The sequence below is a fragment of the Frigoribacterium sp. 9N genome, assembly GCF_902506305.1.
Classification (GTDB): domain Bacteria; phylum Actinomycetota; class Actinomycetes; order Actinomycetales; family Microbacteriaceae; genus Frigoribacterium.
This window is the reverse complement of record NZ_LR733392.1, coordinates 1416745-1442706: the sequence shown is the minus strand read 5'-3', so window position 1 is coordinate 1442706 and position 25962 is coordinate 1416745. Positions and strand designations below refer to the sequence as shown.

The following is a 25962-nucleotide window of genomic DNA, read 5'->3' as shown; positions in this document are numbered from 1 at the left end:
GCTCGTCAGGCCCGCCCGAGGACGTCGAGGATCCACGCGATCTCGAACGCCCGCTCGCGCCAGGACTCGTACCGTCCGCTGACGCCGCCGTGCCCGGCCGACATCTCGGTCTTCAGCAGCACCGGGGCGTCGACCTCGCGCAGCCGCGCCACCCACTTGGCGGGTTCGACGTAGAGCACCCGGGTGTCGTTGATCGAGGTCACGGCGAGGATGCGCGGGTAGGTCACGTCGTCGCGCACGTTCTCGTACGGGCTGTAACCGCGCATGTACTCGTAGACCTCGGCGTCGTGCAGGGGGTCGCCCCACTCGTCCCACTCGATCACGGTGAGCGGCAGGTCGGGGTCGAGGATGCTCGTCAGGGCGTCGACGAACGGGACGGCCGCGACGATGCCGGCGAACCGGTCGGGGGCGATGTTCGCCACCGCGCCCATCAGCAGGCCGCCCGCGCTGCCGCCCTCGGCGACCATCAGCTCGGGGGTCGTGCGGCCCTCGGCGATCAGGTGGTCGGCGACGGCGACGAAGTCGGTGAAGGTGTTCTTCTTGGTGAGCGTCTTGCCGTCCTCGTACCAGGAGCGTCCCAGCTCGCCGCCGCCGCGGACGTGGGCGACCGCGAAGACGACTCCGCGGTCGAGCAGCGACAGGCGGGCGACGCTGAAGCCCGGATCGATGCTGTGCTCGTACGAGCCGTAGCCGTAGAGGTGCACGGGCGAGGGCCCCTTGGCGGGGACGGCGTCACGGCGCCAGACGAGCGAGACGGGCACGCGGGTGCCGTCGGCCGCCGTGGCCCACTCGCGGGCCTGGTCGTAGTCGGCCGGGTCGTAGCCGCCGAGCACGTTCTGACGCTTGAGGAGGTGACGCTCGCCCGTGCGGACGTCGAGGTCGTAGACCGTCGACGGCGTGACGAACGAGGTGTACCCGAAGCGGACGGTCGGCTGGTGGAACTCCGGGTTGCCGCCCGCGCCGGCGGCGAACAGCGGCTCGTCGAAGCCGACCTCGGAGACCTCGCCGTACCCGTCGGGACCGAGCGGCACGACCGCGAAGCGCGGCAGCGCGTCGCGACGGTACTCGACCACGAGGTGGCCGGAGAACGCGTCGACGGACTCGAGCCGGACGGAGGCGCGGTGCTCGACGATGACGCGGCGGTCGGTCGTCGACGTGGGGTCGTCGGCCGGCACGTCGACGAGCTCGAAGTTCTCGGCGCCGTCGTTGTGGACGATGAGCAGGCGGTCGCTGCCCGCGACGATCGCGTGCTCGACGTCGTACTCGACGCCCTCGCGCCGCGGCCAGACGACCCGGAACTCGCCGGTCGGGTCGGCCGCGTCGAGCAGCCAGGTCTCGCTCGTGATCTTCGACCCGACGTCGACGACGAGGTACTGGCGGCTGCGCGTGAGGCCCACCCCGATCCAGTAGCGGTCGTCGGTCTCGGTGAACACCGTGACGTCGTCGCCGGGCTGCCCGACCTCGTGACGCCAGATGGTGTCGGGCCGCCAGGACTCGTCGACGGTGGGGTAGAAGACGTAGCGACCGGTGGCGTCGAACAGGGCGCCGGCGGCCGTGCCGGTGACCACGTCGTCGAGGTCGCGGCCGGTCGCCAGGTCGCGGATGCGCAGCGTGTAGCGCTCGTCGCCCTCGACGTCGACCGCGTAGGCGAGCAGGGTGCCGTCGGGCGAGACGTCGAAGCTGCCGATCGAGAAGAAGTCGTGCCCCTCGGCCTCGGCGTTGCCGTCGAGCAGCACCTGCTCGCCCTCGGCGGCCTCGCCCGCCTCGATCGACGGGGGAGTCCAGTCGTCGGGCCCGGTGATCGGTGCGCGGCAGTGGATGCCGTACTGCTGCCCCTCGGCCGTGCGCGAGTAGTACCACCACGAACCCTCACGGACCGGGACGCCCAGGTCGGTCTCTTGCACCCGGCCCTTGATCTCGTCGAAGACCGTCTGCCGCAGAACGGCGAGGTGGGCCGTCTCGGCCTCGGTGTGCGCGTTCTCTGCCTCGAGGTGCGCCACGACCTCGGGGTCGTCCTTGGCACGGAGCCACTCGTAGTCGTCGACGAAGTCGTGGCCGTGGTGCGACCGGGTGACGGGCTTCTGGGGGGCACGGGGAGCGGGAACGGAGGCCATCACCCGAGCCTAACGGCGGCTCAGACGGAGCGGTCGCTGGCCGTGATGCCGTTGAAGGCCGGCACCTCGGGGTACTCGTCCGAGGCGACGTGGACGTCGGCCGGGTCGGGCGCCTCGCCCTCGCGGGCCTCGTCGATCGCCTGCTCGGGGGTGCCGGCCTTCTCGGCGGCCGACTCGGAGTGCGTCCCGGGGACGGTGTACGTCGCGTCGACGTCGTGCCCGGCCGGGTCGACCGTCTCGCTCGCGCCGGACGCGTCGTCGCGGGGGGTGGTGTCGGGGGCCGGGGTCTGGTCTCGGTCGCTCATGCGGGGGACGGTACCCGCGCCTCCTCGGTGACGTCCGGCCAGGCCGTCGGGCGGCGGCCGGCCCTGACGCGGGTCGGCGTCCGACCCGGCGGCGGTCAGTCGTCGACGGGCAGGGCCGTGGTGGGCGCGCTCAACCCCTGGACGGTGGCGCCGAGGTGCGCCTCGCCGGGTTCGAGGTCGGAGATGGACCGGCGGTCGGAGCGCAGCCGCCTCACCGAGGCGTTGAGCCGGGCGTGCAGCTGCATGAGGTGCAGGCGGTAGCGCTCGGGGGCGTCGTCGCTGTCGTCGAGGAAGGTGTTGCACGCCAGCGTCATCTCGTTGAGCACGGGCAGGGCCGACGAGCGAGGACGGAGCGCCCGTCGCGCCCGCCGGATCTCACCCCGCAGGGCCGAGATCGAATGACGGGCCTGCTCGTAGACGGGGTCGAGGGCGCGGGGGTTGGGGCTGAGCCTCGGTGCCACCCGGCGCAGCACGCGCCGGAAGTGGATCTCGGTGATCAGCTCGTTGAGGGCCGACGCCTCGCGCCGGCGCGACTCGATCAGCCGCACGAGCAGGTTCGACGCGAACGCCGCCCCGGCACCCACGAAGGCACCCACGGTCACGGTCACGACGTCCCACCAGCTCATGGGGCCACGCTACGGCGGACCACCGACAGCCGGGTCGGGCGAGGCGCGGTCAGCGAGAGGCGTCGTCGAGCCGCCCCATGAGCGACCAGACGGCCCGTGACAGCTCGGGGTGCCACAACGCGATGGTGCGCAGGTAGCCGAGCTCGTCGGCGAGACCGAGCCCCGTCGCGGTCGGCAGGCCGTCGGTGCCCAGGGCGTCGGCCCGCAGCGAGATCACGACCTGCTCGTCGACGGTGGGGAGCCCGGGGATGACGTCCCAGGGGTCCTCGCCGTTGCGGCAGCGCAGTTCGATCAGGGCGGAGAGCTCGTCGTGGGCCTCGGCGCGCAGCACCTCGAGGCTCCGGCCGGCGCCGCGGAACTCGGGCCCGGGGCGTCGCCTCCCGCTCGATCGTGCTTCGGACATGCCGACGAGCCTACGCGCGAGGCGTCGTGCGGTTCCCGGGGACGCGGCCCGCGCCTCCTGCCGTCAGCCCTCCTGCCGTCCGCCCTCCTGCCGTCCGCCCTGTGGGCGGGACGACAGCCGGTAGCCTTCCGGCATGCCGGTCTACCGCGTCTGCGTCGCCTACCTGTTGCGGGAGCACGAGGGGCGTCGGCAGGTCCTGCTGGGACGCAAGAAGCGCGGACTCGGCACGGGGCACTGGGTGGGCCTCGGGGGCAAGCTCGAGCCGGGGGAGGGCGTGCAGGAGGCGGTGGTCCGCGAGATCGCGGAAGAGAGCGGCGTCGAGGTGCTCGCGTCGGACCTCGACCGGAGGGGCGACCTGCTCTACCTCTTCCCGCACCGTGAGAGCTGGAGCCAGCGGTCGACGGTCTTCGTCGTCACCGCGTGGCGCGGCGACCCCGCCGAGAGCGACGAGCTGGTGCCCCGGTGGTTCGACCTCGACGAGCTGCCCCTGGACGAGATGTGGGACGACGCGTCGCACTGGCTGCCCGGTGTGCTCGCCGGGGGACGGGTCACCCGGACGTTCGTCTTCGCGGCCGACCTCGCGACGGTGGCCTCCGACGCTCCGCTGCCGGCGGAACACGCCGGCCCCTGAGGCGTTCCGGCCCGGACGCCTGGCCCTCGCAGAGGGGGGCGCGGTGGCGCCGTGCTCCGCTTAGGGTCGGTTCCGAGACGGATCACGGGGAGATCCCCGCCGTCGGACGGATCTCACGGGGAGCGACATGACCAGCTACGACGGCCTGACCACGACCACGCTCCGGAGCCCGGCCCGCACCGCCGTGGCGCCCCGCCAGCTGTCGTTGCCGCTCTGGCTGCCCGCGGTGGCCTGGGCCCTCGGCCTCGTCGTCGTCGTGGTGGGGGCCGCCTTCGGCGGCGTCCTGCTGGCGCTCTCGAGCCTCGGCGTGGTCGCCCTCGTCGCGGGCATGGCCGCCACGGCCGCGCGGTGGCAGCGCATCGAACGCCTCGCGGCGATCGAGCTGGCCGAGCGACGTGCCTCGACCGCCGAGGCACGACTCGTCTGAGCCCGACACCCCGTCCGGGCGGGGTCAGCGTCCGCGTCGGGTCCCGGTGCGCGACAGACCCGCGCGTACGAAGAAGTCGACGACGCCGGTGAGCACGGCACCGACGACCGCGAACCAGGCGTAGCCGACGAAGCGCGCCGCCACGTCGGGACCGCCCTGTGGTGCCAGCGTCACCGAGAGGACGTAGAGGGCCCCGGCCGCGACGAGCAGCAGGACGGCGAGGGCGACGAGCAGGCGGTGCAGGGTGGTCGTGGTCACGAGCGTCGAGGGTACCGCCTCAGCGCGCGACGCCGTCCTCGCGCCCGGGGTGCCCCGACCCGATCCGGTCGCTCGGGACGACGCGCACGGGTCGCGTCGCGAGCTCGTCGTTCTCGAGCCCGCCGGGTGCACCGAGGAACATGTCGCCCCGCTCGCCGGGGTCACCGAGGTCGTCGCGTTCGTCCGCCGGGATCGTGTTGATCGTGCCCGTGTCCGTCGCCACGAGGCCGTGGCGGGCGAGCACCTCGTCGCGCTCGGCGACGAGGAACTCGCGGTTCGCGTTCTGGGCGTCGGCGAACATCGTCGTGCGGCCGGACACGATGCGGGCGATGCGGCGGCTCTCCCACCAGCGCTTGCCGACGAGCATCAGCACGATGCCGAGAGCGGCGTAGCAGAGCATCATCGTCACGCCGCGGCCGTAGCCGGGGCCCACGCCGTAGAGCACGCGCTTGAGCATCTCGGTGATGCCGCTCCCGACGACGACGGCGTTGAGCCACGCGAACGGTTGGGGCATGAACCATGCGGGGTAGGCGGCACCCGAGGACGGCATGGACAGGAAGACGAACACGATCATCGCGGGCAGGGCGACGAACCGTCCGACGAAGTAGCTGATGCCGTTGACCGCGAGGCCGATCGCGATGATCCAGGCCCAGGCGATGAAGAAGAGCGGCACGAAGTGCCCGTCGACGGCCCCGATCACCGGCCCGGCGAGGACGTTCGTCACGAGCGAGATCACGCCGCCGCCGACGCCGATCACCGTCATCCGGGTGCGGTGGCGGAGCGGGGCGCCCATCAGCCCGATGAACATCGCCACCATGTAGCCGCCGATGCACCACGAGAGCATGAGGTACATCGACACGGTGCCGTACTCGTCGTTCGCGGGCAGCGGTGCCAGGTCCGTGACGGTGGGCGTGACCCCCTGGGCCTCGAGCACGGGGGTGATCGTCGCCGGGATGAGGGCGGCGACCTGGTACTGGTGGGCGCTCGCGGTGTAGATCGTGGTCTCGGCCGGGTCGTAGGCCACGGCGACGCGTCCGGCGAGCACCGCCTCCTCGGCCTCGTCGGCGGAGCCGTAGGCGCGGACGTCGATCACGCCGGGGCGGGCGTCGTCGAGGCCCGTCTGCAGGTCGGCGGCGGCCGACGAGGACCCGACGACCGCGACGGGGACGTCGTGCGGGTGGGGGGCGTGGAAGGCCGCGATGTAGCAGAGGCAGAAGCCGACGATGAAGAACAGCGGCAGCCAGAGCTGCAGGCCGATCAGCTGCAGCGACGGGTGGAGGGTCGAGTACCAGCGACGGTACCGTCCGAGCTCGGGCTTGGGCGGCCCTCCCGCGTCGTCCGTGGTCGTCTGGTTCGTCGTGGTCGCCACGGTGCCGCGCCCTCCTGCTCTCGGTCGTGTTCCCGTCTCGTCGCCGGTCCCGCTCACGATACGCCGCGGCGGCGTCACGACCTCGTGCTCGTGAAGGCCGAGGTGTCCATGGCGAGCTCCTCGGCGTCGAGCCCGAGCAGCACGCGCCTCATGACCTCCTCGTCGAGGGCCCCGGCGTCGCGCTCGCGCAGCACCACCTCGCGGCGTTTGGCGAGCAGCTCGCGTCGGATCGAGCCGAGCGCCTGGGGCGCCGCTCGACGGCGGGCGCGCTGGGCGGCCGTCGCCCCCGAGACGTCCCGTTCGTCGGCGTCGTCGACGGCCGTGCGCTGCAGCGCCTCGTTCTGCCGCAGCAGCCGCGTCGTCGCGAGCAGGACGGCGCGTTCGGTGAGCTCGGGACCCCAGCGCTTCTCCCAGTCGGCACGCCGTTCCGCGACGTAGGCCATGGTCTCGTCCGTGCTCGTCGCGAAGACCGCCAGCTCGGCGGCGAGGTCACGGTCGCGCTGCGTGTCGTCCCGGACGCCGAGCACCCTGATGACGACCGGCAGCGTGAGCCCCTGCAGCAGCAGGGTGCCGACCGTGACGATGAACGCGATGAGGAACATGGTGTCGCGCGCCGGCACGGGGATGCTCGACTCGGTGACGGCCGGGATCGACACGGCGGCGGCGAGGGTCACCACGCCCCGCATGCCGGTCCACGAGATGACGCTCAGCTGTCGCCAGTCCATGCGGGGTTGGGGGTGGTAGCGCACCGTTCGCAGAGCCGGCGCCCGCCGCAGCCGGCGGAGCGCGGGCACCCGGCGAAGCTTCCGGAGCACCGTCGAGAGGAAGAGGTACCGGCCGGCGCGGGCTGCGTGGTAGGTGCCGAACACGAAGACCGGGCGCACGAGGACGACCACGGCGAGGACGGCGAGGGCGACGCCGACGCTCTGTCCGAGGCCGCGCTCGCTCTCGCTGACGTCGAGCACGACGGCACGCAGCTGGAGGCCGATCAGGGCGAACACGAACCCTTCGAGCAGGACGTCGGCGGCGGACCAGAACGGGCGCTCCTGCAGCCGGGTCGCGTAGCCCGTGCGGGGCGAGTTGAAGCCGACGTAGAGGCCCGCGGCCACGACCGCCAGCACGCCGGAGCCGCTCAGCTCCTCGGCGGCGATGTACGCGATGAACGGCAGCAGCAGGCCGATGACGTTCTCGACCACGGGGTCGTCGATCCGCATGCGCACGCGGTGGGCGACGAAGCCGAGGACCAGACCGACCGCGACGCCGACGCCGATCGCGAGGCCGAAGATGCCGAGGTCGTCCCAGAGCGTGAGGCTGGCACCGCCCACGATCGCCAGGAACACCTTGACCAGGGTGAGCGACGCGGCGTCGTTGATCAGGCTCTCGCCCGACAGCACGGTCATCACCTTGCGCGGCAGGCCGAGCTTCCGGCCGATGGCGGCCGCCGACACGGCGTCGGGAGGCGCGACCACCGCCCCGACGAGGAGGGCGGCCGGAAGGGTCATGTCGGGGATCATCACGTAGGCGACGCCCCCGACGGCGAAGGCCGTCACGATCACGGCACCGACCCCCAGCCGGGCGATCTGCACGCGGCTCTCCCGGAAGTTCAGCAGCGAGACGTCGAGGGCGGCCGAGTAGAGCAGCGGCGGCAGGACCACGGTCAGGATGACCTCGGAGTCGATCTCGATGTCGGGCACGCCGGGGATCAACGAGACGAGCAGGGCGACGCCCACCGTCAGCAGGGGGGCGGGCAGGCCGCGCCAGCGGGCGAAGGCGGTCACGACGAGCGACCCGGTCAAGATGATCAGCAGCTCGCCGAGTTCCATGTGAGCCGGGCTCCGTCCAGTCGTCGGGGCAGCCGTGCGATGTGCATCGACTGCAAAGTCCCGACCATCCTCCCAGGCACCCCCTAGGAGAACGTCGGGTGAACGGCCCCGGTCGACCGTCCGACCACCCGTAGCATCGCTCCGTGACCGCACAGCCCCGGGCGACCGTCCCGGCCCCCGACCTCGTCCGCACCACCCGCTCGGGCGAGGTCCGCGGCGTGCGGGAGCGCGGCGTGCTCGCCTGGCGCGGCATCCCCTTCGCCGCACCACCCGTGGGGCGCCTCCGTTTCCGGGCCCCCGAGGCGCCGGCGGCGTGGACGGGCGTCCGCGACGCCGGCCGGTTCGGACCCGCAGCCCCGCAGGACCGCGTGCAGTTCGTGGGCGTCGACGCCACCACCCCGCTCAGCGAGGACTGCCTGACGGTCAACGTGGTCGCACCGGAGGGCACGGCACCGGGCGACGGGCTGCCCGTCCTCGTGTTCGTCCACGGAGGCGCGTACAGCGTGGGGTCGTCGCGAGAGTTCCCGAGACAGGGCGAGACGCTCGTCCGTGAGGGCGGCATCGTCTACGTGAGCCTGAACTACCGGCTGGGCGCCTTCGGCTACCTGGACTTCAGCCACTGGGCGACCGAGGACCGCCCGTTCGACTCGAACCTCGGGCTGCGCGACCAGGTCGCCGCCCTCGAGTGGGTCCGCGACAACGTCGCCGCGTTCGGCGGCGACCCCGGCCGGGTCACCGTGTCGGGCGAGAGCTCCGGCGGCAACGCCGTGACGACCCTCATGACGGTGCCGCGCGCTCGCGGCCTCTTCCGGGGGGTCGTCGCCCAGAGCGCACCGCCGAACGCCATCTACCCGCCGGACGTGACGCGGCGCTGGGCGGGCGAGTTCCTCGAGCTGCTCGCCCACGACCTGCGCGACGACGACCTCGAGGCCACGAGCGTCGACGACGCGGCGACGATGCTCGCCGAGGCACCGACGACGGCGATCGTCCGGGCCGCCAGCCGGTTGCAGTTGCGCACCCCGGACGAGGATCCGGGGACGATCTGCTTCAGCCCCGTCATCGACGGCGACTTCCTGCCCGAACGCCCGCTCGACGCCTTCAAGGCGGGCCGGGCCCACCCGGTGCCTCTGATCATCGGCACGAACGACCGCGAGGGGTCGGTGTTCACCGGCCGCCGCGACATCCTCGCCACGACGAAGCCCCGCATCCGGGCCATCTTCGCCGCGACCGAGAAGAAGGCCCGGAAGGCGATCAAGAAGCACTACCCGGGGCTGCCCGCCCGCCCGGCCGCCCTCGACTTCGGCGGTGACTACGCGTTCTGGTTCCCGAGCGTCAAGGTGGCCGAGCGGCACGCGGTCCACCAGCCGGTCCGGTTCTACCGTTTCGACGCCACGACGCGCATCCTCCGCACGGTCGGGGTGGACGCGTTCCACGGTCTCGAGCTCTGGGCGATCTACGACCGGATGGGCTCCGCGTTCGGGTGGGCGATGAGCCTCCTGGGCGGCCGTCGGGCGTTCCTGCGCACGGCGGCGCGGACGCGTTCCCGCTGGCTCGAGTTCGTCCGCACCGGGGCGGTCGCCGACTGGCCGACCTACGACCCGCACCGCCGACGCACCCTCATCATCGACGCCCGCGACCGCGTCGAGCACGATCCGCGGGGCGAACGGCGCCGGGCCTGGCAGGACTTCGTCCCGCACGTGTGAGGCGCGCCCCGGCCGCGCGACGGTCCGCGTCACCCGCCGTTCACCGGGATGTACCCCGCTGGTCACCACCGAGTTGACCCGCGTCCACCCACCTGTGACACTCAGGCCGGTGGACATCACACTCATCGTCGTCCTGGTCATCGCGCTGGCTCTCTTCTTCGACTTCACGAACGGGTTCCACGACACGGCCAACGCCATGGCGACCCCGATCGCGACCGGCGCGATGAAGCCCAAGGTCGCCGTCACGGTGGCCGCGATCCTCAACCTCGTCGGCGCCTTCCTCAGCACCGAGGTCGCGAAGACCGTCTCCGGCGGCATCATCCGCGAGGGGGACGGCGGGGTGCAGATCACCCCCGAGATGATCTTCGCGGGCCTCATCGGCGCCGTCGTCTGGAACATGTTCACGTGGCTGCGAGGGTTGCCCTCGAGTTCCTCGCACGCCTTGTTCGGCGGGTTGATCGGTGCGGCGATCGTCGGTGCCGGCATGGGGTCGGTGGACTTCGGCGTCGTGCTGTCGAAGGTCGTCCTGCCCGCCCTGCTCGCGCCGTTGATCGCCGGCGTCGTGGGGTACACCGCCACGCGGCTCGCCTACACGATCACCCGACGCCGCGACGACAAGAGCGAGCGCGGCGGGTTCCGCTACGGCCAGATCTTCACGTCGTCGCTGGTCGCCCTCGCGCACGGCACGAACGACGCGCAGAAGACCATGGGCGTCATCACGCTCACGCTGATCGCGGGCGGGTTGCTCACGCCCGACTCCGGCCCGCCGTTCTGGGTGGTCGTCGTCTGCGCGTTCGCCATCGCCCTGGGCACCTACACCGGCGGCTGGCGCATCATCCAGACCATGGGCGGCGGTCTGACCGAGGTCAAGCCCACCCAGGGCTTCTCCGCCGAGGCGTCGACGACCGCGACCGTGCTGGCCTCCAGCCACCTGGGCTTCGCGCTGTCGACGACGCAGGTCGCGAGCGGCTCGATCATCGGTGCCGGCCTCGGACGCCGCGGCTCGAAGATCCAATGGGGCACCGCCGGCAAGATCGTCGTCGCCTGGTTCATCACGTTGCCCGCCTCGGCGGCGGTCGGCGCCGTCGCGGCCCTGATCGCCACGCTCGGCGTCGCGGGGCTCGTGATCGACGCCGCCGTCGGTGCCGTCGTCATCGCGGGGATCTTCGTCATCTCCCGCCGCCGGCCGCACGACCAGGGCTCGGCCATCGAGGTCGACGTCGCCGCCACCTCGGTGCTCTCGCGCCGCCGTGCCCGACGCGCCGTCCGCAAGGGCCGCGTCGACACTCCCGCGTCCGGGGTCGAGGCCCCGTTCGTCCGCATGGACGACCCACCCGAGCCCGTCCCCGCCCCCCGGGGTCCGGTCCCGACCGACGACGAGGTGCGCTGATGATCGACTGGTCCGCCTTCCTCGTGGTCGCGCTCGTGGCGCTCTTCTCCGCGGCCGCCCTCGTCTCGCTCTACTCGCTGGGCCTGCGCCTCCTGACCGTCGAGGGCCGCACGCCCGTCCGCACCGCCGCGGGGTACGCCTGCTTCGTCGTCTGCGCCCTCGGCGTGCTGTACGGCATCTACCTCATCGTCCCGGGTTTCCACCGCTGACCCTCGGCCACCCCGGCTCGTCTCGTCCCCAGGGCGGGACCCCTCTCGGACGGCCGCCCCGCGCCTCCGCGGGAACGGCCCGTCCGCGGTCCCGCCGGTAGGCTCGACGGAAGCGTCCGGTCGACGACGACCGGGCCCCGACTGACGACGGAGGCTCACCACACGTGACGACCGAGACAGCAGCACCGACCCGCACCGAGACCGATTCGTTGGGCAGCCGCGAGGTGCCCGCCGACGTCTACTGGGGCATCCACACCGCCCGGGCGCTCGAGAACTTCCCGATCTCGCAGCGGCCGATCTCGGTCTATCCCGACCTCGTCACGGCCCTCGCCCTCGTGAAGCAGGCGGCGGCCCGCGCCAACGTCGAGATCGGCGTGCTCGACCCGGTCAAGGCCGAGGCCATCGAACGCGCCTGCGAAGAGATCCGCGGGGGCGCGCTGCACGACCAGTTCGCCGTCGGGGTCATCCAGGGCGGCGCCGGCACGTCCACCAACATGAACAGCAACGAGGTCATCGCCAACCGCGCCCTCGAGCTGCTCGGCCACGCCAAGGGCGAGTACCGCCACCTGCACCCGATCGACGACGTCAACCGCAGCCAGAGCACCAACGACACCTACCCCACCTCGATCAAGATCGCGATGGTGCTCACCCTGCGCCGCCTCCTGGTCGAGCTCGACCTGCTCGCCGACTCGTTCGCCGCCAAGGGCGCCGAGTTCCACGACGTGCTCAAGGTCGGCCGCACCCAGCTGCAGGACGCCGTGCCCATGACCCTCGGGCAGGAGTTCACGGGCTTCGCGCACACCCTGGCCGAGGACGTCCAGCGTCTGCGCGACGTCGTGCCGCTGCTCGGTGAGATCAACCTCGGCGCCACGGCCATCGGCACGGGCATCACGGCGGACCCGCTCTACGCCGACGCCGTCCGGCGACACCTCAGCACGCTCTCGGGCATGGACCTCGTCACGGCCCCCGACCTCATCGAGGCGACGAGCGACACCGGCGTCTTCATGACGCTGAGCGGCGCCCTCAAGCGCAGCGCGATCAAGCTGTCGAAGATCTGCAACGACCTGCGGCTGCTCTCGTCCGGTCCGCAGGCCGGCATCAGCGAGATCACGTTGCCGCCGCGCCAGGCGGGGTCCTCGATCATGCCGGGCAAGGTGAACCCGGTGATCCCCGAGGTGGTCAACCAGGTCGCGTTCTCGGTGGCCGGGGCCGACGTGACGGTCACGATGGCCGCCGAGGCCGGGCAGCTCCAGCTCAACGCGTTCGAGCCCGTGATCACCCACTCGGTCATGCAGAGCCTGCAGTGGATGACCTACGCCTGCCAGACCCTGCGGGTCAACTGCGTCGACGGGATCGAGGCGAACCGCGCCCGCCTGACCCAGCAGGTCGAGACGAACGTCGGCAGCGTCACGGCGCTCACGCCCTACATCGGCTACACGGCGGCGGCGGCCATCGCCCACACGGCGCTGACGACCAACGCGGCGATCGCGCCGCTCGTCGTCGCAGCGGGCCTCATGACCGACGAGCAGGTGCGCAAGGTGCTCTCGCCCGCCCGACTCTCGGGGCTCGCGCCGATCACGAGCGCCATCACCGTCATCGACGTCGAGGACCCCGCCGCGGCGGTGGCCCGGGCGGCCAACACGACGGGCGCCCGCAACCCGGGCGACGAGACCGCCGGCTGACGCGACCACGTCGGGGAGGCGCGGTTCCGGTCGACCGGCACCGCGCCTCCTCGAGGCGCGGCCTCTACGACGTCGAGGGGGCGTGGGTGGTCGGGTCGACCTGGTCGGCGCGCTGAGCGGCCTGCGGCCGTTCGTCGGCCGGCCGGTCTCGATCACCCCGGAGGTGGACGCGCCGGAGTTCGTCGGGTTCGAGCACGCCGCCGTTCTCGCGCAGGGCACGCTCGCGGATCGCCCGGCCCACCCGGACGTCCCAGGCGAGGTTGCGAGCCAGGATGTGGTTGCGCGCCGTGTCGCGGAGCGGCAGGGGGATGACCTCTTCGGCCTGCACCCCGCGACGGAGCTGGCGCATCCGCAGGATCTCGCTGTCGAGCTCACCGCCGATGACGAGCACGAAGTTGCTGATGTACGCGTAGAGCAACACGACCACGACGCCGCCCACCCAACCGTAGAAGCGGTCGTAGTTCGACACCGTCGCGACGTAGACCGCGAAGCCGACCGTGGCGAGCGCCCAGCCGCCGAGGGCGACCATGGCGCCGTACGACACCCAGCGCAGGCGCGGTGGCCGCACGTTGGGCGTGAAGAAGTAGAGCATCGCGACCGACAGCACGGCCAGGGCGACGAGCACCGGCCACTTGACGACGTCGTAGAGGTCGGTCCAGGGGCGGCCGATGCCGAACCGTGCGGCCACCGCGTCGCTCAACGTGGGCGTCACCAGCAGGATGACGGCGATGACGGCGAACGACACCATCAGGACGAGCGTGACGATCATCATGTGGCCGCGGAACTTCCAGATGCGGCGCCCCTCCTCGACCTCGTAGGCCGTGTTCATGGCCCGGCCGAACGCCGTCGTGTAGGCCGACAGCGACCACAGCGTGAGCCAGAGGCCGATGCCGAACGCGACGCCGGGGTTCGACAGGCTGAGCATCTGTTCGAGCGGCCAGCGCAGGGTGTCGATCGCGTCGGGGGTGAGGACGTACCGGGCCACCGAGAGGATCTCGTCCACGGCGTCACCGTCGTCGACGAACAGCGCGACCCCCGAGACGAGGGCGAGCGCGCCGGGCACCAGGGCGAGCATCGAGAAGAAGGTGAGCGACCCGGCCGCGTCGATGGTGCGATGGCGCAGGAAATCGTGCCAGACCCGCATCACCACGTACCGGACCAGCGACGGGTCCTCGGGCAGGGAACGCGTCGAGGCCATCCTGCGAGATTACCGGGCCGTCCGGCTCGTCGCGGCCCGCCCGCAGGCTGCGCCGACCCCGGCGTCAGCCCGTAGGGTCGGGGGATGACCTGGTCCGATCCCCGCGGCGTCGGACACGACGCGTACGGCCGCCCGCTGACGCCGTACGCCGACCCCTCCTCCGTCACCCCGGGGGCCGCTCCCGGGTGGTCGGCGCATGCTCCCGCGGTCAACCCCGAGCCGGTCTGGTACCCCGTGCAGCCGGTCTTCGTCCAGCCGACGCCTCGCCGCCGGGTGGCCAGTGCCGTGGCGCTCGCCGTCGGGTTCACCGTGATCGGCACCTTCGCCCTGGCCGTCGGCCTGTACTTCCTGATCTTCGTCCAGCCCGCCGTCCTGCTGGCCGGGAGCCTGCTCGCCTTCGTCCCGTTGGCCATCGTCCTGGTCGGCATCTGGTTGGTCGACCGCTGGGAGCCCGAGCCGCGCGTGGCGCTGCTCTTCGCCTTCCTCTGGGGTGCGGCGGTCGCGGTCGGCACCGCACTGATCGTCGACATCGCCCTCACGACGGCGCGGTCGGTGCTCGGGGTCCGCTCGAGCGGGCTCGAGGACGTGCTCGGGGCGGTGGTCCAGGCGCCCCTCGTCGAAGAGGGGGCCAAGGGGCTCGGCGTGCTGCTCGTCCTGTGGATCTTCCAACGCCACTTCGACGGCCCGGTCGACGGCATCGTCTACGCGGCGACGGTCGCGGCGGGCTTCGCCTTCGTCGAGAACATCCAGTACTTCGCCCTGCAGGTCGGGGAAGACCTGGCCACGGGAAGCCAGGGCCTCGCCTACGTCTTCTTCGTGCGGGCCCTGATGTCGCCGTTCGCCCACGTGATGTACACGGCCTGCACGGGCTTCGCCCTCGGTCTCGCGGCACGGCGGACGGGCCCGTACGGCGCGATCGGCTGGTTCTTCGTCGGCCTCGTCCCCGCGGCGGGACTGCACGCGCTCTGGAACGGTGCCCTCTTCGTGGTCGGCGACGGCTTCTTCGTCTACTACCTGCTCGTGCAGGTGCCGATCTTCGTGGCCATGGTGTTGCTCGTGGTGTTCCTGCGACGCAACGAGCGGAGGGTCACCCACGACCGGCTCGCCGAGTACGCCGCGGTCGGCTGGTTCAGCGCCGACGAGGTCGGCATGCTCTCGTCGAGCGCCGGTCGCCGCCGCGCGCGGTCGTGGGCGGCGTCACGGGGCATCCGACCCGCCATGAAGGTCTTCATCTCGAACGCGACGCGCCTCGCCTTCACCCGCCAGCGGCTGGTGAAGGGCCGCCGCGCGCTCGACGAGGCCGTCCAGCGCGACGAGGCCGAGCTGCTGCAGGCCCTGACCGCGAGTCGCGTCGCCCTGCAGGCACCGCCGACGGCCTTCGTCGGCTACCCGCAGCACCCGGGGTGGCCGTCGCAGGTGGCCGGACCGCCCGTGCCGCCGCAGTCGGGCCCCGGGTGGTGAGGCGCGCCACGACGGCGACGGCGACGGCGGTGACGGCGGCAGCGGCGACCGTGGCCGCCGCCGCGGGTCAGGGCCTCGGCGCCTCGGCGTCGTAACGTCCGAACGCGGGCGTCAGCCGGGCCACGAGGGCGACGAGGGCGACGACCAACAGACCTCCGAGCAGTGGCGGCCAGAAGACGGCGATGCCCGCGACGAGTCCGACGAACAGGTCGCCGACTCGCGGCCCGCCCGTGACCACCACGATGAAGATCCCCTGCAGGCGGCCCCGCATCGCGTCCGGCGCGGCCGACTGGAGGATGGTCGAGCGGAAGATCGAGCTGACGTTGTCGCTCGCACCCGCTCCGGCCAGTGCAAGAGCGGCCCCGCCGAGGGCGGCCAGGTTCGCCTGGTCGAGTCCGGCCGTGACGCCGCCGCCGTGGGCCGGCGTCACGAGCAGCACGACGCCGAACGCGGCGATGCAGAGACCGTAGGCGGTGATCGCCCACCGCACGGCGACACCCTGTCGGCGCACGTGGCCGAGGCGTCCCGAGAACACGCTGCTCAGCAGGGCGCCCACCGCGAACGAGGCGGAGAGGACGCCGACCGTCACCGCGCCTCCTCCGATCACGAGCGTGCCGACCACCGGGTAGAGGACGCGGGGCATGCCGAACGTCATCGCGACTATGTCCATGACGAAGGTCGTCCGGATGTTCGGCGACCGCTTCAGGAACGCCAGCCCGAAGCGCAGCGACTCGAGCCCCGGACGCTGGGTCTCGCCCTCGGGGCGGATCGGGGGCAGCGTGACGATCCCGAGGAACGCCGTCGAGAACAGCACGACGTCGACCGTGTACGTCAGCGGGAACCCCACGCCCGCCACGAGCACGCCGGCCAGGGCGGGTCCGACGGTGAGCATCAGACCCATGCTGATGCCGCTCAGTGCGGAGGCGGCGGGCAGCAGCTCGCGGGGCAGGAGGCGCGGCACGATCGAGGCGCGCGAGGTCGCGATCATCGTGCCCGCCACGGCGTTGACCGTGGTCAACAGGTAGAGCAGCCACACCTCGTGCAGCCCGAGGTACGCGTGCAGCGCGATGGCCGCGGTCGAGAGCCAGGCGAAGACGGCGGCGACCAACGCGACCTTCCGACGGTCGAAGGCGTCGGCGAGCATGCCGCCGTAGAGGCCGGCGAGGATCATGGGAACGAGCGAGACGACTCCGACGAGCGCGACGGCGAAGGTCGACCGGGTGATCTCGAAGATCTCGAGCCCGACGGCGACGAGCGTGAGCTGCGTCCCGATGCCACTGATCGCGCTGCCCGCGAAGAGGCGGGCGAAGGCCGGACTCGTCCGCAGCGGGGTGACGTCGACGAACAGCGGGCGACGGGCGGGCGCGGCGGGGTCGGGCGGCGGAGGCGGAGGCGGGGTGGTGGACAAGCTGCCATTCTTGCCGATCGTGCAGGTTTCCGCAGGCTGCGGCGGCCGCGGCGGCCGCGGCGGAGCCCGATCGATTTGGCGTCCCGTCACCGTCGGAGTAGCGTCCATGTGTTCGCATCGATGACGTCATCTCGGTGCGGATGTCGGGTCGGCTCCTCGAGCCTCGCAGGGAGGACGCGAGTGGCCGACCCGCCCCCTCGGCCCGTCGGTGGTTGGATGGTCGGCATGACTCACGATCCCCAGACCAAGCCCGAGATCGACGCCCCGACCGGCCCCGCCCCCACCGAGCTGACGATCACCGACATCACCGTCGGCGACGGAGCCGAGGCGCAGTCCGGCTCGACCGTCAACGTCCACTACCTCGGCGTCGAGCACGACTCCGGCGAGGAGTTCGACTCGTCCTGGAGCCGTGGCGAGGCCATCAACTTCCCGCTGCAGGCCCTGGTCCGCGGGTGGCAGGAGGGCATCCCCGGCATGAAGGTCGGCGGACGCCGCGAGCTCGTCGTGCCGCCCCACCTGGCCTACGGCCCCGCCGGCGGCGGGCACCCGCTCTCGGGCAAGACGCTGATCTTCGTCATCGACCTGCTCGGCGTCAGCTGATGACGGTCGCCCCCTCGGTCGGCCTCAACGACGGGCGCACCCTGCCGCAGCTCGGCCTCGGCACCTACGGGCTGAACGGCGACGAGGGCACGGCGCAGGTCGTCCAGGCGATCTCGTCGGGCTACCGTCTGCTCGACACGGCGCTGAACTACGGCAACGAGGCGGCCGTCGGGGCGGCCATCCGCGAGACCGACGTGGCCCGTGACGACCTGGTCGTCACGACGAAGCTGCCCGGCCGACACCACGGGTTCGACGAGGCCCTGGCGAGCTTCGACGAGAGCCGGGCGAACCTCGGCCTCGACTTCGTCGACCTCTACCTGATCCACTGGCCCCTCCCGCGCATCGACAAGTACGTCGAGGCGTTCAAGGCCTTCGTCCGGTTGCAGGAAGACGGCCTCGTCGGCTCGGTCGGCGTCTCGAACTTCACGGCCGAGCACCTGCAGCGAGTCGCCGACGAGACGGGCGTGGTGCCCGCGGTCAACCAGATCGAGCTCCACCCGTACTTCCCCCAGGCCGAGTTGCGTGCCGTGCACGAGAGCATGGGCATCGTCACCGAGAGCTGGAGCCCGCTCGCGAAGCAGAGCGAACTCCTCACGGAGGTGCGGGTCACCGACATCGCGCGGGCCCACGGCAAGACGCCCACGCAGGTCGTCCTGCGCTGGCACGTCCAGCTCGGTGCGGTCCCCGTCCCGAAGTCGGCCGACGCCGGTCGTCAGCGCGAGAACCTCGACGTCTTCGACTTCGAGCTCACGCCCGACGAGGTCGAGTCGATCAGCGGCCTCGAGCGGGGCCGGCTGTGGGACGGCGACCCGCTGACCCACGAGGAGTTCTAGGCCCGGCTCCACCGCGGCCACCCCAAGGAGGCGCGCTCGTCCCCCCGAGGACGAGTGCGCCTCCTGCGTCTCGGGACGGATTCCCGGGCCTCGCCGTCGGTGGTCGGAAGCTAGACTGGCGTGCCGACTTTTCCCGAAGGGTACGAACACCTGTTGTCATCCGAGATCGACCGCGAACGCGCCTATGTGGGCACCCTCTACGAACGCCTCGACGAGCTGAAGGCCGACGCCCGCGTCCGTCTCGAACGGACCCGCCGCGAGACCGTCGGCGGCAACCACCAGAGCCGCAGCGAGCGCGACGCCTACGCGCGCCTGTACGAAGACACCATCGTCCAGCTCGGCTCGGTCGACGAACGGCTCGCGTTCGGTCGCCTCGAGCTCGAGACGCCCGACCTGCTCGGCCAGACCGGCGACGTCGACCGCCCGGCCGAACCGGGCGAGGGCGGGCGGTACCGCTACATCGGCCGCATCGGCCTGCGCGACGAGGCCCACCACCCGATCCTGCTCGACTGGCGCGTCCCCGGGGCCAGCGCGTTCTACCAGGCGACGGCCGCGACGCCCATGGGCGCCCGGGCCCGTCGTCACCTGACCCTCGACGGCCGCACGGTCACCCGCCTCGAGGACGAGGTCTTCGACCCCGACCTGCTCGATCGCGACGACGTGCAGCTGCAGGGCGAGGGGGCGCTCATGGCCGCCCTGACCGCCCAGCGCACCGGCCGCATGACCGACATCGTCGCCACCATCCAGGGCGAGCAGGACCGGATCATCCGCTCTCAGCTCGACGGCGTGCTCGTCGTCCAGGGCGGCCCCGGCACGGGCAAGACGGCCGTCGCGCTGCACCGGGCCGCGTACCTGCTCTACTCGCACCGCGACCGGCTCAAGGGTTCGGGCGTGCTCGTCGTCGGGCCGTCCCGGTCGTTCCTGCGCTACATCGAACAGGTGCTGCCGTCGCTCGGCGAGAGCGGCGTCGTCCTGTCGAGCCTCGGCGGCCTGTACCCGGGCGTCGAGGCCCAGACCGACGACGCGCCCGACGTCGCCGCCCTCAAGGGGTCGGCCGAGATGGCCGAGCTCATGCGTCGCGCCGTCCGGTCGCGGCAGGTCCGCCCGGCCGAGCCGACGACCATCGACATCAACGGCGAACGACTCGTGGTGCGACCGGAGCTCGTCGGCGAGGCCATGCGCAAGGCGCAGGAGCGCGGCAAGCCCCACAACGTGGCCCGGGTCACCTTCAACAAGGCGGCCCTCTCGGCCCTGACGCGCCAGCTGGTCGACCAGATGCGCGAGCACGGCACGACCGTCGACGAGTCCGACGAGGCCGTCCTCCGGGAAGACATCCGGCAGTCGTACGACGTGCGCGTGCTGCTCAACACGGCCTGGCTGCCGCTCAGTGCCGAGAAGCTCGTCGAGGACCTCTTCGCCCGGCCGAACTGGCTCGCGTCGATCACCCCGCGCTGGACGCCCGAGCAGCGCGCCCTGTTGCGGCGTGAACGCGGAGCGGGCTTCACGGTGTCCGACGTGCCGCTGCTCGACGAGGCCGCCGAGCTGCTCGGCGAGTTCCAGACCGGTGTCGACCCCGAGCGCCTGGCCCGCAAGGCCCAGCGCAAGCGCGACATCGAGAACGCCGAACGGGCGATCGAGAACATGGGCGTCGAGGGCATGGTCAGCGCCGAACAGATCGCCGGCGGCTTCGCCGAGCGGGCGGCGTCGATGACCACGGCCGAGCGGGCCGCGGGCGACCGTACCTGGGCGTTCGGCCACGTGGTGGTCGACGAGGCGCAAGAACTCTCGCCCATGCAGTGGCGACTGCTCTCCCGGCGCTGCCCGCTGCGGTCGTTCACCGTCGTCGGCGACATCGCCCAGGCGTCGAGCCCGGCGTCGGCGACCTCGTGGGACCGCGCCCTCCAGGCCCTGCTCGGCCGTCGTCGCGGCGGAGGCGCCCAGGGCACGTCGGCTCCGTGGCGGCTCGAAGAACTGACCGTCAACTACCGCACGCCGGCGCAGATCGTGACCTACGCCGAGGGCGTCGCGACGGCGAGCGGTCTGCAGATCACCCCGAGCCGATCGGTGCGCTCGAGCGAATGGCCGGTGCGCGAGGTGACCGGCGCCTCCTCGAAGGACGACTTCGTCCGTGCCACCGTCGACGCCGTCCGGGCCGACCGGGCGATCGACTCCGAGGGCACGCTCGCGGTGATCGCCCCCGAGCAGGCCGTCTCGACCCTCGTCGAGGCCCTGTCGGCCGAGTTCGACGGTCTCGTGGCCGCCGGCACGGCATCGTTGACCAAGCCGATCTCGGTGCTGAGCCCGGCGACGTCGAAGGGTCTCGAGTTCGACTCGGTCGTCGTGGTCGACCCCGAGCGCGTCCGACTGGCGAGCCGACGCGGCAACGCCAGTCTCTACGTGGCGATGACCCGGCCCACGCAACGCCTCACGGTCGTCTCGTAGGCCGGGTCGTCTCGTAGGCCGGGTCGGGGCGCCGGGGCCGGCCGGCTCGGCCTGAGCCGGCCCGGCCCCCGCGCCGGCTCGGCCCCTGACCCGGTCAGGCCCCGGCCACCCCGAACTCGTCATCGAGGGCCGCCAACTCCCGGTCGACGCGTGCTCTCAGGGCGTCTTTCTCGACGGCGGGCAGCCAGCTGGCGTCGACGCCAGCGGAGGCCATCGAGCGCACCTGGTCGGCGGTGGCCCCGATCTGTTCGTGCACGATGCGGTACTCGGCGGCGAGGGTCGTCGGGAACATGCCCGGGTCGTCGGAGGCCGGCACGACGTTCAGGCCCGCCTCGAGCATGGCCTCGATGGAGGCGCGGCGCCAGGGACGCCACGACCGTCGGGAGGTCGTCGACACGACGGTGAACGCCACCTGCTCGTCGCGCACGCGCGCGACGACCTCGTCGTCCTCGAGCACGTAGTACCCGTGGTCGATGCGGTCGCAGCCGAGCTGGTCGAGGCACGTGATCGTGTTGACCGCCGTGGGGGAGTGCTCGGACGAGTGGGCCGTCCGGCCCAGCCCGGCCTCGCCCGCCAGCCGGTAGGCGTCGACGAAGCGCTCGGGTGGCCCGCTCGTCTCGAGGTTGTCGAGGCCGATCCCGGCCACGTACTCGTGCGGGTGGTCCACCACCTGACGGACGAGTTCGAGGGCGTGCTCGCCGCTCCTGCTGCGGTCGATGCCCTGGATCATGCGCCCGGTCATGCCGAAGTCGCGCTCGGCGAGCCGGATGCCCTCGGCGTAGGCCTCCACCGAGCCGGTGTAGCCGAGCGACGCGAGGTGCGGCGGGACGGCGTCGAAGAACAGCTCGAGATGCCGCGTCGCACTCGCGTGGTGCGCGTCCTCGAAGGCCTCGTAGACGATCCGGGTGAGGTCGTCCGCGTCGCGGAGCACCTCGACGACCCAGTTCGAGGCCTGGAACAACGAGTACGACACCTCGGGCTCGTCGACGCTGCGCCCCTGCGGCACGGGGATGCGCGTGTCGCGGTAGAGAGCCGGGTCGGGCGGGAGCGAGTTGATGTCGGCGAAGATCCGCTCGGGCTCGTCGGGCAGGTCGAGACCCTCGCGGCGGGCCAACTCGGCGAAGGTGCTCGCGCGGACCGTCCCGATCAGGTGGCAGTGCAGGTCGACCTTGGGCATGCGGTCCAGGTAGGCCGGGGGCAGGGTGGTGTCCGTCACCGCGAGGTCACCTCGCGGGCGAAGCGGTCGACCCAGTCCGAGCGGGTGGGGACGAGTTCGGTCGGGTCGAGGGTCGAGTAGCCCGCCGCGACCGGGTCGGCGGCGATGTCGCCCACGACGGCCTCGATCGTGTCGGGCACCGTGGCGCCCGGGGCGACCGGCAGGTCGCCGACGATCTCGGCGGACGAGGTCTGCGCCTCGACCGAGAGCAGGTAGTCGATGAACTGGTTCGCACCGTCGACGTTCTCGGCGCCGGTCGGGATCATCGCGCGGTTGGTGGCCATGTAGCGGCCCGTCGCGGGGGCCGTCCAGGCGATCGGTTCGCCGGACTCGACGAGGTCGGTCGCGAAGCCGCTCAGGGAGTCCGCGGCGACGATCTCGCCCTGCGTCAGCAGGTTGGTCACCTCGGTGGAGGAGCTGTAGAACTGCAGCACGCCGGGGGCCCACTCGCCGAGCCGGTCGAGGGCCGCGTCGATGTCGTAGGGTCCGTCGCCGTACTCCTCCGCGACGCCCGAGACCATCAGCTGGCCGGCCGTCACCGAGATGTCCGGCAGGGCGACCTTGCCCGAGAGGTCCTCCTCGCCGTACAGGCTCCACTGCGCGGCCTCGTCGGCGGTCAGTTCGTCGGTCGAGTACATCGTCCCGTTGAGCTGGTAGCTGTAGGCCGGGCCGAGGTACGAGTCCTCCTTCGCGAAGTCGGCGATCTCGTCGAGCGACGGCACGGCCGAGGCGTCCACCTGCTGGAAGAGGTCGTCCTCCTGGCCGAGTGCCGCGTAGTAGTCCGAGATCAGCATGACGTCCACGTCGGGCTGCCCGCCCGCGACCTGCAGCTGGGACAGGCGGTCGGAGTTCGATCCGGTGTCGACGACCACCTCGATGCCGGTCTTCTCGGTGAACGGGTCGATGACGGCTTCCTGGAACTCCTCGACGCCGAACGGGAAGGTGCTCACGGTGATCGTGTCGGCGTCGGACTCGCCGCCGCCGTCGGCGGAGCAGCCGGCGAGCACGAGGGTCGTCGCGGCGACGCCGGCGACGATCGCCAGGCGGGTGCGGAGGGTGGAGGTCATGGTCGTGTCCTTTCGGGGCGGTCTCGGCGAGACCGGGCGGTGTGGAACGCGGGCGGGTGGGACGGTGGAGGGGAGACCCGAGGAGGCGCGCGCGGCTCCGCGCACCGGGCGGGTCAGTCGGCGAGGGCCACGAGCCGCGACGCCGGCGCCGAGACGGTCACCCGGTCGCCGATCGCGACCGTCTCGGAGCCCGTGCTGCGGACGTCCGACAGCAGGCGCACTTCGGCACCGGCGGCGTCGACGGCCTGCACGGTGACGAGCAGGTCGACCCCGCGGTACGCGACGTCGGTGACGACCCCGGCGAGATGCAGGCCGTCGGGCACCGCGCCTCCTGCGGGGGGCTCGGGGACGACCCCGAGGTGCTCGGGGCGGATCGCGAGCAGCGTGCCGTCGGCCGCCGTGACGAAGTTCTCGTAGCCGAGGAAGTCGGCGACGAAGCGGTTCGCCGGGTTCGGGAACACGTGCTGGGGCGAGCCCTGCTGCATGATCCGGCCGGCCCGCATGAGCACCATGTCGTCGCTCATCTCGAGCGCTTCGTCCTGGTCGTGCGTGACCAACACGACGGTGAGGCCCGTCTCGCCCTGGATGCGGCGGATCTCGGCGCGCATCTGGACGCGAAGGCGCGCGTCGAGGTTCGACAGGGGTTCGTCGAGCAGCAACAGCTTCGGCCGGATGGCGATGGCGCGGGCCAGCGCGACGCGCTGTTGCTGGCCGCCCGAGAGCTTCTTCGGCTTGCTGCCGGCGAGGTGGGCCAGGCCGACCAGGTCGAGGGTCTCCATCACGCGACGGCGGCGCTCGGCGGTGTCGACGCCGCGCAGCTTCAGTCCGTAGCCGACGTTGTCGGCGACGCTCAGGTGCGGGAACAGCGCGTAGGACTGGAACACCATGCCCAGGTCGCGCTTCTCGGGTGGGGTGCGCGTGCTGTCGACGCCGGCGATGCGGATCGTCCCCGACGTCGGGGCGGCGTAGCCGGCGAGCATGCGCAGGCTCGTCGTCTTGCCACATCCGCTCGGGCCGAGCAGCGTCGTGAGCTTGCCCTCGGCGATCGACAGGTCGATCGAGTCGACGGCGGTGAAGTCGCCGAAGACCTGGCTGACGGCGACGAATTCTGCTGCGGTGCTCATCTGTTGATGCCTCCGAAGATCTTGGCGAAGCCGACGGTGCGTTCGGCGATGACGGCGATGACGACGGTGCCCGCGAGGATCAGCGTGGCCATCGCCGCGACCATGGGGTCGTAGCTCTGCTGCACGTAGTCGAGCATCGTGACGGGCAGGGTGCGGAAGTCGCGGCTCTGCAGCAGCAGCGACAGGGGCACGTTGTTGAACGAGGTGACGAAGCTGAGCAGCGCCGCCGAGAAGATGCCGGGCCGCAGCAGGGGCAGGGTCACCGTGACGAAGGCCCGCAGGGGAGACGCGCCGAGACCGCGGGCGGCCTCCTCGAGGGCGGGGTCGGCCAGTGCCAGGGAGGCGCCGGTCACGCGGACCGCGTAGGGCAGCATCAACACGGTGTGCCCGATCAACAGCACGGGGAAGGCGTCGAGCCGGAACCCGATGACGAGCTGCTGGTAGAGCGCGAGCCCCACCACGAGCTCGGGGACGATCAGGGGCGACAGGAACAGGGCCTCGACGAGGCCCTTGCCCGGCAGCCTGCCGCGATGGATCGCCAGGGTCGCGGGGATGCCGACGAGCAGGGCGAGCACGGTGGCGATCAGGGCCAGCTGGAGGCTCGAGACCAGGGCCTGGGTGAACGGGTCGTAGCCGAAGGCGGCCTCGAACCAGCGCAGCGAGAACCCCTGGGGCGGGAAGCGCAGAGTGCGTTCACTCGTGAACGCGGTGGCGACGACGAAGAGGATCGGGACGATCATCACGACGTAGCCGGCGACGGCGAGCGTGCCGGCGACCGGGCGGCGGGTGGTCACGAGGTGGCTCCCTTCCGGGCGACGAGCGACGACAAGCCGGAGACGACGAAGACCAACACGGTCATGATCAGGGCGGTGGCCGAGGCCCCGGCCCAGTCGATCGTCACGCTCGAGTACGAGAAGAGCTGGGTGGCGAGCATGCGTTGGCCCGAGCCGCCGAGCAGGTACGGGGTCGTGTAGGCGGTGACCGAGCCCGCGAAGACGAGGGTGGCCGCGACGACGACGCCGGGCAGAGAGAGGGGCACGACGATGCTCCAGAAGGTTCGCGTGCGGCTCGCGCCGAGTCCGCGGGCGGCGTCGTCGAGGCCCGGGTCGACCTGGGCCACGGCCGAGTAGCACGAGATGATCGCGAGCGGCAGGAACAACTGGGTCAGACCCAGCACGATCGCCAGCTCGGTGTAGAGCAGCTGCGGGGCCTCGTCGACCAGGCCGAGCGTCGTGAGCAGTTGACCGATGGCGCCGTTCTTGCCGAGCACCACGAGCCACCCGAAGGTGCGGACGACGTTGCTGAGCAGCAGCGGGAAGATCGCCAGGGCGAGCAGGACGCCCGACCAGCGCGAGGTCGAACGGGCCAGCAGGTAGGCGATGGGGAAGCCGAGGGCCACGCAGATGACCGTGACGACCAGGCCGAGCCCCACGGTGCGACCGATGATGCGCAGGTCGAACGGGTCGGTGAGCATCTGGCCGAGGCGGCCGACGATCTCGCCGGCGGTCACGCCGGGTGGGGCGAACAGCATCGCGAGCGACGGCACCGCGAATCCGATCAGCAGGAAGGCGAGGCCCGGCAGCAGCAACAGCAGCGCGGGTTTGCGGGACGTCACGGGTTGTCCTCCGATCGGTGTGGCCTCTGGGGGGATGCCGACCCCACCTCGGGTGAAA

General features: G+C 72.0%; 24 protein-coding genes. 10 read left to right on the top strand and 14 right to left on the bottom strand.

Translation table 11 applies throughout. The features are described 5' to 3' along the window. Positions 1-5: 5 nt before the first annotated feature. The 4 genes from ARTHRO9V_RS09810 to ARTHRO9V_RS09795 form a co-directional block, all read right to left on the bottom strand. Complete coding sequence (locus tag ARTHRO9V_RS09810; RefSeq protein WP_159826853.1) at positions 6-2114, bottom strand: S9 family peptidase; 2109 nt, start codon at positions 2112-2114, stop codon at positions 6-8. A gap of 20 nt (positions 2115-2134) precedes the next feature. Continuing rightward, the gene (locus ARTHRO9V_RS09805) at positions 2135-2419 is read right to left on the bottom strand and encodes a hypothetical protein (RefSeq protein ID WP_159826851.1); all 285 of its coding nucleotides are present in this window, start codon (positions 2417-2419) and stop codon (positions 2135-2137) included. Between the two features lie 95 nt (positions 2420-2514). After that, positions 2515-3045: a hypothetical protein gene (locus ARTHRO9V_RS09800; protein WP_056048177.1), complete on the bottom strand. Its 531-nt coding sequence runs from the start codon at positions 3043-3045 to the stop codon at positions 2515-2517. Positions 3046-3094: 49 nt separating this feature from the next. Continuing rightward, on the bottom strand, positions 3095-3448 hold the full coding sequence (locus ARTHRO9V_RS09795) for a hypothetical protein (protein WP_236557013.1): 354 nt from the start codon (positions 3446-3448) through the stop codon (positions 3095-3097). 133 nt (positions 3449-3581) lie between these two features. Here ARTHRO9V_RS09795 and ARTHRO9V_RS09790 point away from each other — a divergent pair, with 133 nt between their 5' ends. After that, the gene (locus ARTHRO9V_RS09790; protein ID WP_056048175.1) at positions 3582-4079 is read left to right on the top strand and encodes an 8-oxo-dGTP diphosphatase; all 498 of its coding nucleotides are present in this window, start codon (positions 3582-3584) and stop codon (positions 4077-4079) included. A 127-nt stretch (positions 4080-4206) separates the two neighbouring features. Further along, positions 4207-4506: a hypothetical protein gene (locus tag ARTHRO9V_RS09785; RefSeq protein ID WP_056048172.1), complete on the top strand. Its 300-nt coding sequence runs from the start codon at positions 4207-4209 to the stop codon at positions 4504-4506. 24 nt (positions 4507-4530) lie between these two features. Here the strand turns inward: ARTHRO9V_RS09785 and ARTHRO9V_RS09780 are convergent, their stop codons facing one another. The 3 genes from ARTHRO9V_RS09780 to ARTHRO9V_RS09770 form a co-directional block, all read right to left on the bottom strand. Then, positions 4531-4764, bottom strand: coding sequence for a hypothetical protein (locus ARTHRO9V_RS09780; protein WP_056048171.1), 234 nt, complete (start codon positions 4762-4764; stop codon positions 4531-4533). A gap of 19 nt (positions 4765-4783) precedes the next feature. Further along, positions 4784-6133 (bottom strand): ABC transporter permease, encoded by a 1350-nt coding sequence (locus ARTHRO9V_RS09775; RefSeq protein ID WP_056048169.1) that lies wholly within the window; start codon positions 6131-6133, stop codon positions 4784-4786. A 74-nt stretch (positions 6134-6207) separates the two neighbouring features. After that, positions 6208-7956 carry a sodium:proton antiporter gene (locus tag ARTHRO9V_RS09770; RefSeq protein ID WP_123571806.1) on the bottom strand — a complete coding sequence of 583 codons (1749 nt, stop codon included), beginning with the start codon at positions 7954-7956 and terminating at the stop codon, positions 6208-6210. A gap of 143 nt (positions 7957-8099) precedes the next feature. Between ARTHRO9V_RS09770 and ARTHRO9V_RS09765 the strand changes: the two genes are divergently transcribed. The 4 genes from ARTHRO9V_RS09765 (at position 8100) to ARTHRO9V_RS09750 (ending at position 12940) form a co-directional block, all read left to right on the top strand. Next, positions 8100-9659: a carboxylesterase/lipase family protein gene (locus tag ARTHRO9V_RS09765; protein WP_159826849.1), complete on the top strand. Its 1560-nt coding sequence runs from the start codon at positions 8100-8102 to the stop codon at positions 9657-9659. A 109-nt stretch (positions 9660-9768) separates the two neighbouring features. Then, positions 9769-11049 (top strand): inorganic phosphate transporter, encoded by a 1281-nt coding sequence (locus ARTHRO9V_RS09760; protein WP_123571804.1) that lies wholly within the window; start codon positions 9769-9771, stop codon positions 11047-11049. After that, positions 11049-11258, top strand: a complete 210-nt coding sequence (locus ARTHRO9V_RS09755; protein ID WP_056048161.1) for a hypothetical protein — start codon at positions 11049-11051, stop codon at positions 11256-11258. The genes ARTHRO9V_RS09760 and ARTHRO9V_RS09755 overlap by 1 nt, the downstream gene beginning before the upstream one ends. Positions 11259-11422: 164 nt before the next feature. Further along, a complete protein-coding gene (locus tag ARTHRO9V_RS09750) occupies positions 11423-12940 on the top strand; it encodes an aspartate ammonia-lyase (protein WP_159826847.1) in 1518 nt (505 codons plus the stop codon). Positions 12941-13004: 64 nt separating this feature from the next. Here the strand turns inward: ARTHRO9V_RS09750 and ARTHRO9V_RS09745 are convergent, their stop codons facing one another. Further along, on the bottom strand, positions 13005-14138 hold the full coding sequence (locus tag ARTHRO9V_RS09745) for a YihY/virulence factor BrkB family protein (RefSeq protein ID WP_123571803.1): 1134 nt from the start codon (positions 14136-14138) through the stop codon (positions 13005-13007). Positions 14139-14222: 84 nt separating this feature from the next. On the opposite strand from ARTHRO9V_RS09745, the gene ARTHRO9V_RS09740 reads away from it, so the two are divergent. Continuing rightward, entirely contained in the window at positions 14223-15599 is a 1377-nt protein-coding gene (locus tag ARTHRO9V_RS09740; protein WP_159826845.1) for a PrsW family intramembrane metalloprotease, read from the top strand. Positions 15600-15666: 67 nt separating this feature from the next. Here ARTHRO9V_RS09740 and ARTHRO9V_RS09735 read toward each other — a convergent pair whose 3' ends face one another. Then, positions 15667-17007, bottom strand: a complete 1341-nt coding sequence (locus ARTHRO9V_RS09735) for an MFS transporter (protein ID WP_236557011.1) — start codon at positions 17005-17007, stop codon at positions 15667-15669. A 225-nt stretch (positions 17008-17232) separates the two neighbouring features. Between ARTHRO9V_RS09735 and ARTHRO9V_RS09730 the strand changes: the two genes are divergently transcribed. The 3 genes from ARTHRO9V_RS09730 (at position 17233) to ARTHRO9V_RS09720 (ending at position 20882) form a co-directional block, all read left to right on the top strand. Beyond that, positions 17233-17607, top strand: a complete 375-nt coding sequence (locus ARTHRO9V_RS09730) for an FKBP-type peptidyl-prolyl cis-trans isomerase (RefSeq protein ID WP_043596717.1) — start codon at positions 17233-17235, stop codon at positions 17605-17607. Continuing rightward, entirely contained in the window at positions 17607-18440 is an 834-nt protein-coding gene (locus ARTHRO9V_RS09725; RefSeq protein ID WP_123571801.1) for an aldo/keto reductase, read from the top strand. Before ARTHRO9V_RS09730 ends, ARTHRO9V_RS09725 begins: the two co-directional genes overlap by 1 nt. A 150-nt stretch (positions 18441-18590) precedes the next feature. Next, positions 18591-20882, top strand: a complete 2292-nt coding sequence (locus ARTHRO9V_RS09720; RefSeq protein WP_159828635.1) for a UvrD-helicase domain-containing protein — start codon at positions 18591-18593, stop codon at positions 20880-20882. A 94-nt stretch (positions 20883-20976) separates the two neighbouring features. Here the strand turns inward: ARTHRO9V_RS09720 and ARTHRO9V_RS09715 are convergent, their stop codons facing one another. The 5 genes from ARTHRO9V_RS09715 to ARTHRO9V_RS09695 all read right to left on the bottom strand — a co-directional run bounded on the left by ARTHRO9V_RS09715 (position 20977) and on the right by ARTHRO9V_RS09695 (position 25904). Next, positions 20977-22098, bottom strand: a complete 1122-nt coding sequence (locus ARTHRO9V_RS09715; RefSeq protein WP_236557010.1) for a hypothetical protein — start codon at positions 22096-22098, stop codon at positions 20977-20979. After that, entirely contained in the window at positions 22095-23165 is a 1071-nt protein-coding gene (locus ARTHRO9V_RS09710; RefSeq protein ID WP_159826841.1) for an extracellular solute-binding protein, read from the bottom strand. The genes ARTHRO9V_RS09715 and ARTHRO9V_RS09710 overlap by 4 nt, the downstream gene beginning before the upstream one ends. A 113-nt stretch (positions 23166-23278) precedes the next feature. After that, on the bottom strand, positions 23279-24289 hold the full coding sequence (locus ARTHRO9V_RS09705) for an ABC transporter ATP-binding protein (RefSeq protein WP_159826840.1): 1011 nt from the start codon (positions 24287-24289) through the stop codon (positions 23279-23281). Further along, positions 24286-25083 carry an ABC transporter permease gene (locus tag ARTHRO9V_RS09700; RefSeq protein WP_233568518.1) on the bottom strand — a complete coding sequence of 266 codons (798 nt, stop codon included), beginning with the start codon at positions 25081-25083 and terminating at the stop codon, positions 24286-24288. The genes ARTHRO9V_RS09705 and ARTHRO9V_RS09700 overlap by 4 nt, the downstream gene beginning before the upstream one ends. Next, positions 25080-25904 carry an ABC transporter permease gene (locus ARTHRO9V_RS09695; RefSeq protein WP_071257252.1) on the bottom strand — a complete coding sequence of 275 codons (825 nt, stop codon included), beginning with the start codon at positions 25902-25904 and terminating at the stop codon, positions 25080-25082. The genes ARTHRO9V_RS09700 and ARTHRO9V_RS09695 overlap by 4 nt, the downstream gene beginning before the upstream one ends. Positions 25905-25962 lie beyond the last annotated feature (58 nt).

What these genes read in the sequence shown, in the direction of transcription:
- ARTHRO9V_RS09810 (WP_159826853.1), bottom strand. Translation starts at nt 2,114, where the DNA reads ATGGCCTCCGTTCCCGCTCCCCGTGCCCCCCAGAAGCCCGTCACCCGG.
- ARTHRO9V_RS09805 (WP_159826851.1), bottom strand. Translation starts at nt 2,419, where the DNA reads ATGAGCGACCGAGACCAGACCCCGGCCCCCGACACCACCCCCCGCGAC.
- ARTHRO9V_RS09800 (WP_056048177.1), bottom strand. Translation starts at nt 3,045, where the DNA reads ATGAGCTGGTGGGACGTCGTGACCGTGACCGTGGGTGCCTTCGTGGGT.
- ARTHRO9V_RS09795 (WP_236557013.1), bottom strand. Translation starts at nt 3,448, where the DNA reads ATGTCCGAAGCACGATCGAGCGGGAGGCGACGCCCCGGGCCCGAGTTC.
- ARTHRO9V_RS09790 (WP_056048175.1), top strand. Translation starts at nt 3,582, where the DNA reads ATGCCGGTCTACCGCGTCTGCGTCGCCTACCTGTTGCGGGAGCACGAG.
- ARTHRO9V_RS09785 (WP_056048172.1), top strand. Translation starts at nt 4,207, where the DNA reads ATGACCAGCTACGACGGCCTGACCACGACCACGCTCCGGAGCCCGGCC.
- ARTHRO9V_RS09770 (WP_123571806.1), bottom strand. Translation starts at nt 7,956, where the DNA reads ATGGAACTCGGCGAGCTGCTGATCATCTTGACCGGGTCGCTCGTCGTG.
- ARTHRO9V_RS09755 (WP_056048161.1), top strand. Translation starts at nt 11,049, where the DNA reads ATGATCGACTGGTCCGCCTTCCTCGTGGTCGCGCTCGTGGCGCTCTTC.
- ARTHRO9V_RS09745 (WP_123571803.1), bottom strand. Translation starts at nt 14,138, where the DNA reads ATGGCCTCGACGCGTTCCCTGCCCGAGGACCCGTCGCTGGTCCGGTAC.
- ARTHRO9V_RS09740 (WP_159826845.1), top strand. Translation starts at nt 14,223, where the DNA reads ATGACCTGGTCCGATCCCCGCGGCGTCGGACACGACGCGTACGGCCGC.
- ARTHRO9V_RS09730 (WP_043596717.1), top strand. Translation starts at nt 17,233, where the DNA reads ATGACTCACGATCCCCAGACCAAGCCCGAGATCGACGCCCCGACCGGC.
- ARTHRO9V_RS09725 (WP_123571801.1), top strand. Translation starts at nt 17,607, where the DNA reads ATGACGGTCGCCCCCTCGGTCGGCCTCAACGACGGGCGCACCCTGCCG.
- ARTHRO9V_RS09710 (WP_159826841.1), bottom strand. Translation starts at nt 23,165, where the DNA reads ATGACCTCCACCCTCCGCACCCGCCTGGCGATCGTCGCCGGCGTCGCC.
- ARTHRO9V_RS09705 (WP_159826840.1), bottom strand. Translation starts at nt 24,289, where the DNA reads ATGAGCACCGCAGCAGAATTCGTCGCCGTCAGCCAGGTCTTCGGCGAC.